At 72.4% G+C, this 16082-nt stretch carries 11 protein-coding genes and 1 other RNA gene; 9 read left to right on the plus strand and 3 right to left on the minus strand.

The annotated features are described in order from the left end of the window. Window positions 1-2: 2 nt before the first annotated feature. Together ACFYPN_RS31145 and ACFYPN_RS31150 are read right to left on the minus strand one after the other, a co-directional pair. Window positions 3-1379 (minus strand): ABC transporter substrate-binding protein, encoded by a 1377-nt coding sequence (locus ACFYPN_RS31145; protein WP_358760331.1) that lies wholly within the window; start codon window positions 1377-1379, stop codon window positions 3-5. Between the two features lie 229 nt (window positions 1380-1608). Continuing rightward, window positions 1609-4950 carry an FHA domain-containing protein gene (locus ACFYPN_RS31150; protein ID WP_389302915.1) on the minus strand — a complete coding sequence of 1114 codons (3342 nt, stop codon included), beginning with the start codon at window positions 4948-4950 and terminating at the stop codon, window positions 1609-1611. A gap of 508 nt (window positions 4951-5458) precedes the next feature. On the opposite strand from ACFYPN_RS31150, the gene ACFYPN_RS31155 reads away from it, so the two are divergent. The 4 genes from ACFYPN_RS31155 (at window position 5459) to ACFYPN_RS31170 (ending at window position 11242) form a co-directional block, all read left to right on the plus strand. Further along, window positions 5459-7132 (plus strand): serine/threonine-protein kinase, encoded by a 1674-nt coding sequence (locus ACFYPN_RS31155; protein ID WP_389302917.1) that lies wholly within the window; start codon window positions 5459-5461, stop codon window positions 7130-7132. 281 nt (window positions 7133-7413) lie between these two features. Beyond that, complete coding sequence (locus ACFYPN_RS31160; RefSeq protein ID WP_389302920.1) at window positions 7414-8652, plus strand: serine/threonine-protein kinase; 1239 nt, start codon at window positions 7414-7416, stop codon at window positions 8650-8652. Window positions 8653-8817: 165 nt separating this feature from the next. Next, complete coding sequence (gene prfB / locus ACFYPN_RS31165; RefSeq protein ID WP_358760339.1) at window positions 8818-9924, plus strand: peptide chain release factor 2; 1107 nt, start codon at window positions 8818-8820, stop codon at window positions 9922-9924. A gap of 418 nt (window positions 9925-10342) precedes the next feature. Then, window positions 10343-11242, plus strand: a complete 900-nt coding sequence (locus tag ACFYPN_RS31170) for a hypothetical protein (protein WP_389302922.1) — start codon at window positions 10343-10345, stop codon at window positions 11240-11242. 236 nt (window positions 11243-11478) lie between these two features. Here ACFYPN_RS31170 and ACFYPN_RS31175 read toward each other — a convergent pair whose 3' ends face one another. Next, window positions 11479-11676, minus strand: a complete 198-nt coding sequence (locus tag ACFYPN_RS31175; RefSeq protein ID WP_358760343.1) for a hypothetical protein — start codon at window positions 11674-11676, stop codon at window positions 11479-11481. 375 nt (window positions 11677-12051) lie between these two features. On the opposite strand from ACFYPN_RS31175, the gene ftsE reads away from it, so the two are divergent. From ftsE to ssrA, 5 genes are all read left to right on the plus strand, one after another. After that, on the plus strand, window positions 12052-12741 hold the full coding sequence (gene ftsE, locus ACFYPN_RS31180) for a cell division ATP-binding protein FtsE (protein ID WP_358760345.1): 690 nt from the start codon (window positions 12052-12054) through the stop codon (window positions 12739-12741). A 48-nt stretch (window positions 12742-12789) separates the two neighbouring features. After that, the gene (gene ftsX, locus ACFYPN_RS31185; protein WP_358760346.1) at window positions 12790-13707 is read left to right on the plus strand and encodes a permease-like cell division protein FtsX; all 918 of its coding nucleotides are present in this window, start codon (window positions 12790-12792) and stop codon (window positions 13705-13707) included. A 68-nt stretch (window positions 13708-13775) separates the two neighbouring features. Continuing rightward, on the plus strand, window positions 13776-14987 hold the full coding sequence (locus ACFYPN_RS31190) for a S41 family peptidase (RefSeq protein ID WP_358760348.1): 1212 nt from the start codon (window positions 13776-13778) through the stop codon (window positions 14985-14987). Window positions 14988-15005: 18 nt separating this feature from the next. Next, the gene (smpB, locus tag ACFYPN_RS31195) at window positions 15006-15494 is read left to right on the plus strand and encodes an SsrA-binding protein SmpB (protein ID WP_358760350.1); all 489 of its coding nucleotides are present in this window, start codon (window positions 15006-15008) and stop codon (window positions 15492-15494) included. Window positions 15495-15674: 180 nt separating this feature from the next. Further along, window positions 15675-16061: a transfer-messenger RNA gene (gene ssrA / locus ACFYPN_RS31200) on the plus strand. Window positions 16062-16082 lie beyond the last annotated feature (21 nt).

Raw genomic sequence — 16082 nt, forward strand, 5'->3', positions numbered from 1 at the left:
CGTCAGCTCTTGTACGCCTCGGCGGCAGCGGACTCCAGCGCCCGCTGGGTCCCCGCGATGTCCTTCGAACTCTTCAGGAAGTCCTGGAGGATCTTCCACTCGCCCTTTCCGGGCGTCCCGCCGAAAGACTGCGGCGCCTGGTCCGACATGTCGAACCGGACGTCGTCCCCGGCCCCGATCAGCGCCTGCGCCATCGTGCGCTGCACGTCGTTCGGGTACACGGCCGGGTCCAGGGACTTGTTCGGCGAGAGGAACCCGCCCGCTCCCGCCGAGATCTTCGCCGCGTCCGTGGACGCCAGGAAGGTCAGCAGCGCCTGGGCGCCCTTGGTGTCCTTCAACGCCACCGCCGCGTCCCCACCGGTCACCACCGGGGAGTCGGCACCGACCGCCGGGAACGGGAACACCTTGGCGTCCGTACCGATCTTCGCGTCGGTCTCCGCGATGTTGACGGCGACGAAGTCGCCCTCGAAGACCATCGCGGCCTTCGGCTGGTCCCCGCCGGTGAACGTCTGGGTCACCGAGGCCGGGAACTCGGTCTGCAACGCCCCGGAAGCCCCGCCCGCGATCAGCTCCGGCTTGCCGAAGAGCTGCGCCAGCATGGTGAGCGAGTCCTTCACGGACGGGTCCGTCCACGGGATCTCGTGCTTCGCCAGCTTGTCGTACTTCTCCGGGCCCGCCTGGGAGAGGTAGATGTTCTCGAACCAGTCGGTCAGCGTCCAGCCGTCCGCACCGCCGACCGACACCGGGGTGATCCCGGAGGCCGACACGGTCTCGGCGGTGGCGAGGAAGTCCTTCCAGGTCTTCGGCTCGCTCGCGCCCGCGTTCTCGAACGCCTTGGCGTTGTACCAGACCAGCGACTTGTTAGCCGCTTTGTAGTACACGCCGTACTGGGTGCCGTCCACGGCACCGAGGTCCTGCCAGACCTGCGCGTAGTTCTGGCCGAGCTGTGCCCGCGCCTCGGCGCCGACGGGCTTGGCCCACTTCTTCGCCACGGCCTGCCGGATCGCGCCCACCTGCGGGATCATCGCCACGTCCGGCGGCTGACCGCCCGCGATCTTCGTACCGAGGAAGTTGACGATCGGGTCCTGCGCGGGGACGAAGGTGACCGTCGCCCCCGTCCGCTTCTCGAACTCGTCCAGGACCTTGGTGAAGTTCTGCTGCTCCTGGCCCGTCCACACGGCGGCCACGGAGATCTTCTCCCCGTCCAGACGAGGTAGCGCGACGGTCGACGCGGGCGACTCGGTCGCGCCCGCCGTGGCGTCCTTGCCGCCCTTGCCGCTCTCGTCGTCGTCCGAGCCGCCCGAACAGCCGGCCAGCGCCAGCGCGCCCACGGCTGCGAACACCGCAGCCGTCCGGCCCAGTTGTCGCGTTCTGCGCATCTCTTGCCCCGTTTCCCGGCGACGCGCGTCCGCACGCCGCTGTGCGAGTACCGCGTCGTCCGAGGCACAGTCCTACGCCGGAGCGCGCAGCGCCCGCAATACCGCCGAGGGGGCAGGGCGGACGATCGTGACCTGCTCGTGATCCCGTTTCAGGAGGAAACGCGCACCCTGCGGACAGGGGGCAGGAGGACCGGTCCGCGAGCCGGGCAACGGGCGGACCGGTCGCACCTCACGAGGAGACGGGCGGCAGCGGGGGCAGCCGCTCGGCGTTCACCGAACGCGCCGCGCGCTCCAGCGCACTGGCGAGGAGCGCCAGGTCGGTCGGCCCGTTGCCGAGCTCGCGGACCGGTCGCCGGGTCGGCGGATCGCCCATCCGCTCCCACTCCAGCGGCACGACGGTCGGACGCAGGGTCGCCGTGCGCGGGATGCGGCCCGTCACGCGGCCGCCCTGGAACGGGGTGACTCGGCCGTCCGGATGCCCCAGCCTGCCCCGCCCCGGTGCCGGTTCGTCCGGCGAGGGCGGCAGCACCGGCGCGTCCAGCACGATCCGCAGCCCGGCGCCGCGCGCCAGTTCGGTGTCCTCGGTGCGCTCCGGGCGGCCCGAGGACGCCACCAGGTGCACCCCGAGCCTCCCGCCGTCCCTCGCCACGGCCTCCAGCGCCCGCACCACGGACCCGGCGGCCGGCCGCCCCGGGCTGCCGAGCGCCGGGGCGACCAGCGCGTCGAAGTCGTCGGCGAGCACCACCAGACGGGGCAGCGGCGACGGACCCGGGTCCACCGCCCGCGGATCGGTGGTCCGCAGCCGCAGGGTGCCGGTGGAGGAGGTGGCCGGGTTGTCGGGGTTGCCCCGCTGCTCGGAGGAGCTCGGCGGGCGCTGGCCGACGAGCCGGCGGGAGACCTCGTGCCGGATGTGCCACTCGCTGAAGTCCAGCCCGTCGAGCAGCTCCGCCCGGCGCTTCAGCTCACCGCCGAGCGCCCGGGCGAACTCCCGCATCCGGACCGGATCGGAGGCCGACAAGTAGGAGAAGACGTGCGGCAGTTCGGTACAGGGGCGCAGCCCCTCACCCGGCTCGCCGCTCTCCCCGCCGGCCCCGGCACCGTCCACCAGCAGGATGCCGAGCCGGTCGGGACGGGCGGCCGAGGCGAGCGAGGCGGCGACCGCCCGCAGCAGTTCGGTACGCCCGCTGCCCGGCGGCCCCTCCACGAGCAGGTGCGGCCCCTCGTCGGCGAGGTCCACACTCACCGGCCCCCGGGGCCCGGCCCCCAGCACCACCACCGGCCGCCCGGCCTGCCCCCCGGCCCCTTCACCGGCCGCGACAAGTGCGGCGGAGGAGGGGTACGGGGTGCGCTCGGAGTCCGTACGCGGCGCGGGCGCCGGATACGGGGTGCCGCCCGCGCCGCGCGCCGGGGCGCCGGGGTACGGGGTGCGGCCGGAGTCGGTACGGGCGTCGGGGGTCCCGGGGTACGGGGTGCGGCCGGAGTCGGGGGAGTCGGTGCGCTGGCCGCCCACCAGGGGCGTGGTGCGGAGCGGGCCCGTGCTGAGGGTGCGGCCGGGGCTCGGGGTGTCCTCGGGGTTGCGGAGCCGCCCCGAGGACGGGGTGGGGGTCGGCCGGGCCGAGGCGCCGGGCTGGCGTTCGGCCGTCGACGCCCAACGGGCCATCAGCGACGCCGGGGTGGCCCGGGCCAGACCCAGCTCGTCCAGCAACCGGGAGGAGGGCGGCAGCGCGGCGGTCTTCGCGAGGTCGGCGGCGGCGCCGGGGCCCTCGTCCCGCAGCGGGGCCAGCGCCCGGCCGAAGCGTTCCGCCCAGGCCGGCGACACCGCGTCCACGGTCGCCACCGTGCCGTGCCCCGCGACCTGGCCGCCGGCCGTGCGCAGCAGCCGGAGCGCGGTCGCGACGTCCCCGCTGAGCATGGCGACCGCCCCGCACTCGCGGAAGGCGAGGGAGGCGTGACAGGCGGCCTCGTAGGTCGCGGTGACCGGGGAGGTGGGGGAGGCCGGCGGGGTCTCCGCGAGGCAGATCAGATGGACTCCGGCCGCCGCGCCCGCGCTCGCCAGCCGTGCGGTCGTCTCCCGCAGCGCCGCCGTCCCGGGGTCGCCGTCCACGACCAGCACGGTGTACGGACCGGTCCACGCCTCGGCGGCCTCGGCCACCGCGGCGCGCCCGGCGTGCGGCCACCCCGGGCCGAGCGGGCCCTCGTCCAGTCGGCGGACCAGTTCCGCCGTGCGGGCCGCCGCCTGCTCCCGGTCGTACGCGAGGAGCAGCCGGCAGTCCTGTCCGCGCATCGGCCGCAGATGCGGCAGCCATCCCAGCCAGGACCAGGCGTTCCGCCGCTCGTCCGCAGTGCGGTTGCGGTCCGTGCTGATCAGCACGATCTCCAGGTCGGTGGGGGAGTGCAGGGCTGCGAGCTGGGCGACCGCGGAGCGGGCCAGCCCGGTGAGGCGCTCCCACGGGCCGGCGAGCCCGAGCGAACCGGCCTCGCGCAGCCCGACCGTCACCGGCACCGAGGGCAGCTCCGCCTGGTCGGTCGTGCCGAGCCGCAGGGCCAGCGCCTCCGGGTGGCCGGGGTCGCGCTCCCAGAGCCGGGGCCCCGGGCCGAGCGCGGTCAGCAGCACCGTCGCGGGGTCGGGCCAGGTGCCCGCGGGGGCGGAGGGGGCCAGGAACCCCGAATGCCCGGAGGCGGCCCCGGGGGCGGGCGCGGCCCGGGTGTCCGGGGCCTCGTGGTCGGCGCGGCCACCGGCCAGCCGACGGGCCCAGGCGCCTATGCCGCCGCGCCGGGGCGGCTCCGCGCCGGACCGGGGGGACGGTCCGGCGTCCTCCTGGCGGTACGGCGAGTCGTGGCCGGACGGCCGGGTCTCCTCGGCGAACGGCCCGTGTCCGTGGGCCGGGTCGGGCCCGCCGTCGCCGGGAGCCTCCGGCTCCGGCCGGGCCACCCGCAGATGTCCCTCGCCGTCCGGGGCGGTGGCCAGCGCCGGGGGGCGGGGGCCGGTGGTGAGGCGGAGGGTGGACTCGCCGAGCCGCAGCAGGGCGCCCGCGGACAGCGGGACCGGCCGGGTGCCGATCTCGGCACCGTCCAGCGAGGTGCCGTTCGTGGAGCCGAGGTCGGCCACCGTGACCCGGCCGTCGCCGGAGAGGGTGACCGCACAGTGCAGCCGGGAGACGTCGGGGTCGTCGAGGGGCACGTCCGCATCGGCGGAGCGGCCGATCCTGATCTGGCCGCCGTGCAGCAGATGGACGCCGCCCGCGTCGGGGCCCGCGACCACGTGCAACCGGGCGGGGACGGAGTCGTCCGAGGACGGCTCGTCCTCACCGGGGGACTGGAGGGAGAGCACCGCCCCGTCGACCAGCGGCGGCTCGCCGACCGAGAGGCGCTGGGCGTCCAGCCGCTCCCGCCCGGCGAAGAGGATCACCGCGCCACCGCCCAGTGACCCCTCGGGGCCCTGGACCGCCGAGGCGAGGGCCGAGGCCACGGCGGCGAGCGCGGTGGCCGCCGGGGCGGTGAGCAGGACGTCGCACGCGCGTGCCGGTGTGTGGCCGGTGCGCGGCGCGAGGACGGTCAGCCGGATCTGCATCGCCGTTGCGATCCCTTCTGCGGGTCGCCCGGCAGGGGGCCTCCCTGTGATGCCCCCCACCCGGCGCGGACGCGTCGTCCGGTACGGGTCGTCACGTACCGCAGGGCTCCCGCTCCCGCAGTTCCGTGCTGGAGGCATCCTCGCACCTGCCACCGGCAACACGCCCACGGGTCAGGCATAAGTGATCTTGATTGGTCGGGTGTGGGCGCAAAAGCACCTGCTTGGCCCGGGTTCGGACGGTTCTGATGACGCCTCCGCGTGCCGGGGCCACGGAGTGGGCAGACGTACGGACACCCGACGGGCAACCGGCCGGTCGCCCTCCGCGTCTTCCCGGGAGCGGGACACGGGACGGTTCCGGGGGCTGTCGAAGGGCAACAGGAAATGGCCGGAAACTGGCGTGTCACCCCGTGAACACAGCCCGTTCGCGACCCGTCGGCGGCCGGTTCGGCACCATTAGAGTGGGCCCCCCACCGACCACCGTCACCACAACCAGCAGGGAGCGCATGACGTGCGGCCCGTAGGCAGCAAGTACCTGCTCGAAGAGCCCCTCGGACGCGGCGCCACGGGCACCGTCTGGCGCGCCCGCCAGCGGGAGACCGCGGGGGCCGAGGCGGCCGTCGCCGGGCAGCCCGGCGAGACCGTGGCGATCAAGGTCCTCAAGGAGGAGCTCGCCAACGACGCCGATGTGGTGATGCGGTTCCTGCGGGAGCGCTCCGTGCTGCTCCGGCTCACCCACGAGAACATCGTGCGCACCCGCGACCTGGTGGTCGAAGGGGACCTCCTCGCGCTGGTCATGGACCTCGTCGACGGCCCCGACCTGCACCGTTACCTCCGGGAGAACGGCCCGCTGACCCCGGTCGCCGCTTCCCTGCTCACCGCCCAGATCGCGGACGCGCTCGCCGCCAGTCACGCCGACGGGGTCGTCCACCGCGACCTGAAACCGGCCAACGTCCTGCTCGACCAGCGCGACGGCACCATGCGCCCGATGCTCACCGACTTCGGCATCGCCCGGCTCGCCGACTCCCCGGGGCTGACCCGCACCCACGAGTTCGTCGGGACACCCGCGTACGTCGCCCCCGAGTCCGCCGAGGGGCGCCCGCAGACCTCCGCCGTCGACATCTACGGCGCCGGAATCCTGCTGTACGAGCTGGTCACCGGCCGGCCGCCGTTCGCCGGAGGCACCGCGCTGGAGGTGCTCCACCGCCACCTCAGCGAGGAGCCCCGCCGCCCCTCCACCGTCCCCGAACCCCTGTGGACGGTCATCGAGCGCTGCCTGAGCAAGGACCCCGACCGGCGGCCCAGCGCCGAGAACCTGGCCCGGGCGCTGCGTACCGTCGCCGCAGGCATCGGCGTGCACGCCAACTCCGCCCAGATCGCCGCCGCCGACGGGGTGGGTGCGCTCCTCGCCCCGGACCCGGACCCCGCGCCCGTACCGGAAACGCCCGGCGCGGCCGACCCCACCCAGGTGCTGCCGAACACCGGCGGACCCTTCGGCGCGGGCGGGTACGACCCGAACGCCGCCACCAGCGTGATGCGGCACGAGCAGATCCCGGGCGGCGCGGCCGACCCCACGGCCGTCCTGCCGCCGGTGCCGCAGCGCCCGGACGGGTCGCCGCAGCAGGACCCCGCCCACCCCTGGCAGTCCCAGCTCCAGGCCGCGCGCGACCGCAACGAGCAGACCCAGGTCCAGTACCTCGACCCGGCCGACGACCCGCTGCGCCGGCGCCCCCAGCGCCAGCAGCCGCAGCAGCCCCCGCAGCGGCAGCAGCCCCAGCAGCAGCGCCCCCAGCACCAGCAGTACCCGCCGCAGCAGCAACAGCCGCAGCGCTACCAGCAGCAGCAGCCCCAGCGCCAGAACCACGCGCCCCAGCAGTACGCGCCGCAACAGCCGCAGCAGCAGCCTCAGCGCCGGCAGCAGTACGCGCCCCCGCAGCAGCCGCAGGCACCCGCCCCGCGCCAGCCCCGGCAGCGCAGCGCCAACCCCATGAAGATCCCCGGGCTCGGCTGCCTCAAGGGCTGCCTCTTCACCATCGTGCTGCTCATCGTCGCGGGCTGGCTCATCTGGGAGCTGACGCCGCTTCAGGACTGGGTCGCCCAGGGCAAGGGGTACTGGCAGGCGATCGGTGACGCCATCAGCTCGGTGACGGGCTGGATCTCCGACCTCGGCGGCGGCAGCGCCTGATCCGGCGCCCCGAACCGGCGGTGTGACGCAAGCCCCCGCCGCCCCGGAGGGGCCGGGACGCCCCGCGCGCGGGCACCCCGGACCCTCCGGCCAGGTCTCCGCTCCGTCTCGGCAGCGTCTCCGCACCGCATCAACTCTGTACCTTTGTCGACTCCTTCGGGGTCCTTACCCCCGCATTTCGCCCTGGAGGGGAAGGTTGGCGCCGTCCGGGGCACGGAACCCCCCGGTCGCCGCGTAACTTTGTCGACCGGGGTTCACCGCCAGCCGCTGAGGGAGCAGTCTTGGCACGGAATATCGGCAGCCGGTACACCGCCCACCAGATCCTGGGGCGCGGCAGCGCCGGAACGGTGTGGCTCGGCGAAGGGCCCGAGGGGCCCGTCGCCATCAAGCTCCTCCGCGAGGACCTCGCGTCCGACCAGGAGCTCGTGGGCCGCTTCGTCCAGGAGCGCACCGCCCTGCTCGGGCTCGACCACCCGCACGTGGTCGCCGTCCACGACCTCGTCGTCGACGGCAACGACCTCGCCCTGGTCATGCGCCTGGTGCGCGGCACCGACCTGCGCACCCGGCTGGACCGCGAACGCCGCCTCGCCCCGGAGGCCGCCGTCGCGATCGTCGCGGACGTCGCCGACGGGCTCGCCGCCGCGCACGCCGCCGGAGTGATCCACCGGGACGTCAAGCCGGAGAACATCCTGCTCGACATGGAGGGCCCGCTCGGCCCCGGCGGGTCGCACCCCGCCCTCCTCACCGACTTCGGTGTCGCGAAGCTCATCGACACCCCGCTGCGCACCCGGGCCACCCGGATCATCGGCACGCCCGACTACCTGGCCCCCGAGATCGTCGAAGGCCTCCCGCCGCGCGCCGCCGTCGACATCTACGCCCTCGCCACGGTCCTCTACGAGCTGCTCGCCGGGTTCACGCCGTTCGGCGGCGGCCACCCGGGCGCGGTGCTGCGCCGGCACGTCACGGAGACCGTCGTCCCGCTCCCCGGCATCCCCGAGGAGCTGTGGCAGCTGCTCGTCCAGTGCCTGGCCAAGGCACCGGCCTCCCGGCTGCGCGCCGGAGAGCTGGGCGGCCGGCTGCGGGAGCTGCTGCCGCTGCTGGCGGGCATCGGACCGCTGGAGGTGGACGAGCCGGGCGAAGACGAAACGGAACGTCGCCCGGAGTACGACGAGCAGCAGTACACCCCCGCCGCCGAACCGCGGCGCCGCGGCGCCGTACCACTGGTCCCCGGGTCGGCCCCCGACTCCAACCGGGACACCCACACCAGCATGCGGGTGCCCGGCCCGGACGAACTCGCCGGCGGACCGCTCGGCACCGCCCGCGCCCCACGGTCCCCCGGCCCGCGCCCCGGTTCGGCCCGGAACAAGTCCGCAGCCGTCCGCAAGCGCCGCCTCACCCTGGGCGCCGCCACCGTCGTGCTCGTCGCGGCGGTCGCGGTGGGCGGCTGGCTGGTCACCGGTGGCGACGACGCCGGCTCCATCCCGCAGGACAGCAGCAGCTCCGCGCCCGACGCGCCCTGAGCCCCGGACGCCGCCCCGGGCCGCTCCCGCCGCAGGGCGACCCGGCCGCCCGGCCGTTCCGGCAGCCCTGCCGGAAGCGGTCCCGGAAGCCGTCCCGGACCAGGGATACGGCGCCCGGAGCCGGGGGAGGGCGAGCTTCACTCGTCCAGCCGTTACGCTGGACCCGTGGCAGTCGTCGATATTTCCGAAGAGCTGAAGTCCCTCTCGTCCACCATGGGGTCGATCGAGGCCGTCCTGGACCTGGACTCCTTGAGGGCGGACATCGCCGTGCTCGAGGAGCAGGCGGCGGCACCCTCCCTCTGGGACGACCCGGACGCGGCGCAGAAGATCACCAGCAAGCTTTCCCACCTCCAGGCCGAGGTCCGCAAGACCGAGACGTTGCGCGGTCGCATCGACGACCTCTCCGTCCTCTTCGAACTCGCCCAGGACGAGGGTGACGCCGAGGCCCTCGCCGAGGCGGAGACCGAGCTGGAATCGGTCCGCAAGGCGCTCGACGAAATGGAGGTCCGTACCCTCCTCTCCGGCGAGTACGACTCCCGCGAGGCCCTGGTCACCATCCGCGCCGAGGCCGGTGGCGTGGACGCCGCCGACTTCGCCGAGAAGCTCCAGCGCATGTACCTCCGCTGGGCCGAGCGGCACAACTACAAGGCCGAGGTCTACGAGACCGCGTACGCCGAAGAGGCCGGCATCAAGTCGACCACCTTCGCGATCGAGATTCCGTACGCCTACGGCACGCTCTCCGTCGAGCAGGGCACCCACCGCCTCGTGCGGATCTCGCCCTTCGACAACCAGGGCCGCCGCCAGACGTCCTTCGCGGGCGTCGAGGTGCTGCCGGTGGTCGAGAAGACCGACCACATCGAGATCGACGAGTCCGAGCTGCGCGTGGACGTGTACCGCTCCTCGGGCCCCGGTGGTCAGGGCGTCAACACCACCGACTCCGCGGTGCGGCTGACCCACCTGCCGACCGGCATCGTCGTCTCCTGCCAGAACGAGCGCTCGCAGATCCAGAACAAGGCGTCCGCGATGAACGTCCTCCAGGCGAAGCTCCTCGAGCGTCGCCGCCAGGAGGAGCAGGCCAAGATGAACGCGCTCAAGGGCGACGGCGGCAACTCCTGGGGCAACCAGATGCGTTCGTACGTCCTGCACCCGTACCAGATGGTCAAGGACCTCCGTACCGACTTCGAGATGGGCAATCCCGAAGCGGTCTTCAACGGTGAGATCGACGGCTTCATCGAGGCGGGCATCCGCTGGCGTAAGCAGGGTGAGAAGTAACCGTACGCGTACGGCAGTTGGGCCCGGACGAGGATCTCTCGTCCGGGCCCTTCCCCGTTCCGGCGAGGCGGGCTACGCGGGCCCTGCCGGGATGCGGGGTCCGTGGGGCGGAGACGCGGTCCGAGGGGCGGGAGCGCGGTCCGTGGCGCGGGGGAGGGGACGTGGGGATTGCGTCACAGTCGGGGGGTTGAATAACCGTCAGAAGCCCCACGGCAACACCAATCGCCCGCAACGCCCTTGACGTAATCCTCAACTCTGGTCAGGGTGCTGGAGCAGCACGCGTTGACTGGGACGGGTGTGAGTGGGGGCGGACCGGACGACCGCGGAGATGCGCGGCCCGGTTCGGAGCAAACCCCGCAGAGCCGGATCCCCACCGTGCTGCTCCATTGACGAGATCGGCTACTGGGGGTAGCAGCAGATGACGAAGAAGACGCGCGTACGTATCGCGCGCATAGCGGCCGGTGCGATCATCGCAGCCGGCGCTTCCCTGACCGCCGCGGGTGCGGCGCAGGCGTTCGGTACGCCCGAGAGCACCTCGTTCGTCGGTGTGGACGGCGGCGACGAGGGCACCGACGCGGGTGCCGTGGACGCCGGTACGGACGGTTCGACGGACGCGGGTACGGACGGTTCCACGGACGCCGGCACCGATGGTTCGACGGACGCCGGCACCGATGGTTCGACGGACGCCGGTACGGATGGCTCCACGGACGCCGGTACGGATGGTTCGACGGACGCGGGTACGGACGGTTCGACGGACGCCGGTACGGACGGCTCCACGGACGCCGGTACGGACGGTTCGACGGACGCGGGTACGGACGGTTCGACGGACGCCGGTACGGACGGCTCCACGGACGCCGGCACCGATGGTTCGACGGACGCGGGCACCGACGGCTCCACCGACGCGGGTACGGACGGTTCGACGGACGCCGGCACCGACGGCTCCACCGACGCCGGCACCGACGGTTCCACCGACGCCGGCACCACGGGTGGCTACACCACCGGCGGCGACACCGGCTCCGGCACGACCGGCTCCGGCACGACCGGCACCACGGGCTCGACGGGCTCCGACGGTGGCGCGTCCACCGGCGGCTCCGACGAGACCTGCACCGTCGACCTCGACGGTGCCGAGTGCGTCGACAACACCGACACGGACAGCGTCGGCAACCAGCCGGTCGAGCAGGGCAAGGGCAAGGACGAGCTGGCCGAGACCGGTGCGGCCGAGACCACGTTCCTGCTCCTCGGCGCCGCGACGATGATCGCCGGCGGCATCGGCTTCCGCTTCCTGCCGCGTCTGGCGGGCGGCCGCACCGCCGTCTGAGCCACCACCCTCCGGGCCATCGGCTCGTAGGCGGGGCACAGTCACACCACTGAGGGCCCGAGGAGCTGAGATGCTCCTCGGGCCCTCAGCGCGTGCGAGACGCCTTGAGGGGGTGCGGTGACCCGACCCCCGGGCAGGCACGATCCTCGGAGCCGTACGGGCGGCACAGCGCGGCAGTGGGACCGCCCCGGCACCGTCTCCGGATCGGGCCCCCCGGCTCGGGGGAGGCGCGGGCCCTACGCCACTTGCTGGGCCAGCAGCGCGACCGCGCACACCAGCACCACCAGCAGGGCGATCAGCAGCATCGGGTTCATCCCGCCGAAGGGGCCCTCGTCCTGCTGTCGCAGGCGCTCGCGGCTCGCCCGGCAGACGGGGCAGCGGCCCTCGCTCACGGGCGCCGCGCAGTTCGCGCACACCAGTCTGTCGTAGGTCATGCGCACTCCTCCTCCCGCGCGGCGGAATCGTCCTCGGCCGTTCTCTCACGCCCGGCTGTCCGTCCGCACAACGCTTTGGGGAGCGTGACCGTTCCCCCTACCACTGTGCCAGCTCCCGCGTCTTTCGGCGCGGCCCGTCGGGGAGAACCGGGTGGAGGTGGCCTGCGACCCTCCGTACGGCGGTCCCGACGACGGTCACTCGCTGTACCGACGAGGGCGCGGAGGGCGTCCGCGCGGTCCGGCACGTGGACCGGCGGCGACATGTTACGGCTCATGTTCCGCCATAAATCACCCATCCGTAGACGCCGCCTGCGCGGTCGGGACGCATTCGCGTAGGGTCACGCACACATACTCCCGGCCGACCATGGTGCCTCCGTGATCCGATTCGACAACGTCTCGAAGACCTACCCGAAGCAGAGCCGCCCCGCACTGCGCGATGTCTCGCTCGACATCGAGAAGGGCGAGTTCGTCTTCCTGGTGGGCTCCTCGGGCTCCGGCAAGTCCACCTTCATGCGCCTGATCCTCCGTGAGGAGCGCGCGAGCCAGGGCATGGTCCACGTGCTCGGCAAGGACCTGGCGCGCATGTCCAACTGGAAGGTGCCCCAGATGCGCCGCCAACTGGGCACGGTGTTCCAGGACTTCCGCCTCCTCCCCAACAAGACCGTCGCCGAGAACGTGGCCTTCGCCCAGGAGGTCATCGGCAAGCCGCGCGGCGAGATCCGCAAGGCCGTGCCGCAGGTGCTCGATCTGGTGGGCCTCGGCGGCAAAGAGGACCGCATGCCCGGCGAGCTCTCCGGTGGTGAGCAGCAGCGCGTCGCCATCGCGCGGGCGTTCGTCAACCGGCCGATGCTGCTGATCGCCGACGAGCCGACCGGCAACCTCGACCCGCAGACCTCCGTGGGCATCATGAAGCTGCTGGACCGGATCAACCGGACCGGCACCACCGTGATCATGGCGACCCACGACCAGAACATCGTCGACCAGATGCGCAAGCGCGTCATCGAGCTGGAACAGGGCCGACTCGTGCGGGACCAGACGCGTGGCGTCTACGGCTACCAGCACTGAGCGGCCACCAGCACTGAGCATCTGAGCATCGAGTACTGAAAGGACGCCATGCGCGCCCAGTTCGTCCTGTCGGAGATCGGCGTCGGCCTTCGGCGCAACCTCACGATGACCTTCGCCGTCGTGGTCTCCGTCGCCCTCTCGCTCGCCCTGTTCGGCGGCGCGCTGCTGCTCCGCGAGCAGGTCAGCACGATGAAGGACTACTGGTACGACAAGGTCAACGTCTCCATCTTCCTCTGCAACAAGAACGACGCCCTGGACATGCCCAAGTGTTCCAACGGCGCCGTGACGGACGCGCAGAAGAAGGAGATCGAGCAGGACCTCAAGAAGATGTCGGCCGTGGACACCGTCACCTTCGAGAATATCGACCAGGCGTACAAGCACTACCAGGACCAGTTCGGTGACACGGCGATGGCGGGCAACATCACGCCCGACCAGATGCAGGAGTCCTTCCGCGTCAAGCTGAAGAACCCGGAGAAGTACAAGGTCGTCGCCACGGCCTTCGCCGGAAGAGCCGGGGTGCAGTCCGTCCAGGACCAGAGATCGATCCTGGACAACCTCTTCGAGCTGATGAACGGCATGAACGTGGCGGCCCTCTGCGTCATGGCGTTGATGCTCGTCATCGCGTTGATGCTGATCGTCAACACCGTCCGGGTGTCGGCGTTCAGCCGGAGACGCGAGACCGGCATCATGCGGCTCGTCGGCGCCTCCGGGTTCTACATCCAGATGCCGTTCATCATGGAAGCGGCGTTCGCCGGGCTGATCGGCGGTCTGCTGGCCTGTGTTCTGCTCATAGGGGCCCGCTACTTCCTCATCGACGCCGGCCTCTCGCTGCAGAGCAAGCTGAATCTGATCGACTTCATCGGCTGGGACGCGGTCATCACCAAACTGCCCCTGGTCCTGGCGATCGGGCTTCTGATGCCCGCAGTTGCGGCGCTCTTCGCGCTCCGCAAGTACCTCAAGGTGTGACATGCGCCCCCTGTGCCGCACGGTGAAGCGCCCGTGCGGCCCAGGGGGTTTGTCCTAGACTCGCTGCCATGCAGGGGCCCTTGTACCGGTACGGGCCCCGCGGCCTGCGCCGCGGGGCGGCGTTGTCGTTGCTGTTCGCCGGAGTGCTCGCCACCGGCGCGGCCACCGGGTCCCTCCCACGCGACGAGCCCGCCCGCGCCGACCCGCGGACCCGCCCGGTCGCCTCCGCCCTCGTACCCGGCGCCCGATCGGGCGACCGCTCCGTGGACCGCCAGGAGCTGGCGGAGGCCGCCGCCGGGGCCGCCGCGGACGGGAAGTCCGCCACGGAGGCCGCGGAGGAGCTCGTCAGCCGCAGTGGCGACCGCTGGGGCGCCGTCTACGACGAGCGTGAGTACGAGGAGTTCGAGCAGGCGCTCGACGGCTCGTACACCGGCGTCGGCCTCTCCGCCCGACGCACCGCCGACGGGCGGGTGCGGGTGGCCCGGGTCGAGCCCGGGGGCCCCGCCGACCGCGCGGGCATCCGCGCCGACGACGTGCTCACCGCCGTGGACGGCGACCGGACCCGGGGGCGACCCGTCGCCGAGGTCGTGGCGCGGCTGCGCGGGGACGGTACGCACGAGAAGCCCGGGTCCTCCGTCGTCCTCGGCCTGGAGCGGGACGGACACGCCCGGACGGAGTTCCTGCACCGCGCCCGGCTCACCACCGAGCCCGTCAGCGTGCGCCGGCTCGGTACCGGCCCCACCTCCACCGTGCTGATCAAGGCGACGGCCTTCACCCGGGGCGCGGGCGCCGAGATCCGCGACGCGGTACGGTCCGCGCCCGGCGACGCCGGCATCCTCCTGGACCTGCGCGCCAACAGCGGCGGGCTGGTCGGCGAGGCGGTCGTCGCCGCCTCCGCCTTCCTGGACGGCGGCCTGGTCGCCACGTACGACGTGCACGGGGAGCAGCGCGCCCTGTACGCCGAGTCCGGCGGGGACACGAGCCGCCCGCTCGTGGTGCTCGTCGACGGCGGCACGATGAGCGCGGCCGAGCTGCTGACCGGTGCGCTCCAGGACCGGGGCCGTGCGGTCACGGTCGGTTCGCCCACTTTCGGCAAGGGTTCGGTGCAGATGCCGAGCGAGCTGCCGGACGGCGCGGTGGCCGAATTGACCGTCGGGCAGTACCGCACGCCGGGCGGCCGCGGGGTGGAAGGCCGGGGGATCACCCCGGACGTGGTGGTCGGTACGGGGGCCCTGGAACGGGCCGAGACAGTATTGAGTGGCCTCGGGGGTGGGTCGTAGTGCGAAAATGACCGCACTATGGCCAAGGAAAAAGACACCGGGCGCAAGATGATCGCGCAGAACAAGAAGGCGCGGCACGACTACCACATCATCGACACCTACGAGTGCGGGCTCGTGCTCATGGGGACGGAGGTGAAGTCCCTGCGGATGGGCCGGGCCTCGCTGGTGGACGGCTTCGTCCAGATCGACCAGCACGAGGCGTGGCTGCACAACATCCACGTACCGGAGTACGTGCAGGGCACGTGGACCAACCACGCGGCGAAGCGCAAGCGGAAGCTGCTGATGCACCGGGCCGAGATCGACAAGCTCGAGTCGAAGTCCAAGGAGTCCGGGCACACCATCGTCCCGCTCGCCCTGTACTTCAAGGACGGCCGGGTCAAGGTCGAGATCGCGCTCGCGAAGGGCAAGAAGGAGTACGACAAACGCCAGACGCTCCGCGAGAAGCAGGACACCCGCGAGACCAACCGCGCCATCTCGGCGGCCCGCCGCCGACAGCGCAGTGCGTGACCGGTCCGCGCGAGGCGTGCCCCGCCCGGACGCGGGCAGACGGGAAGGATGACCGGCGGGAAGGGTGACCAGCGGGTCACCGGCGGGCAACCGGTGGGAATACGGTGGCACAGTCCGGCGTTGGTCACGTACGATGGGCCGTGCACCCCAGCGAGGGTGCGCGTATTGAAAAAACAACATGGGGATGATCGGTTTCGACAGCGGATGTCGAAGCAGGGGAAGCGAGTCGAGGAAGCGACAATGATCTCGTAAACCATATGTCGCAAACAATAATCGCCAATTCCAAGCGCGATTCCTCCGCCTTCGCCCTCGCTGCCTAATTAGCAGCTAGCGAAGACTCTGCGGAGTGTCAGCCCGGGAGTGGTCCCGGCCCGGATCCTGGCATCACTTAGGGATCTAAACTTCTAAGCCCGGTCACGGGGCTTAGAAGGAAATCAAACAGTGACTGAGCCTGTCGGAGGCTTGTTCGCGTGACCTCCGGGGCCGAGAAAAGCGCAGCGAACTGCACTCGGAGAAGCCCTGGTTCCGCACCGTTGGACGCGGGTTCGATTCCCGCCATCTCCACAACCCCATGTAAACCTCTGCCCC

This window comes from Streptomyces sp. NPDC005576, assembly GCF_042871745.1.
GTDB lineage: Bacteria > Actinomycetota > Actinomycetes > Streptomycetales > Streptomycetaceae > Streptomyces.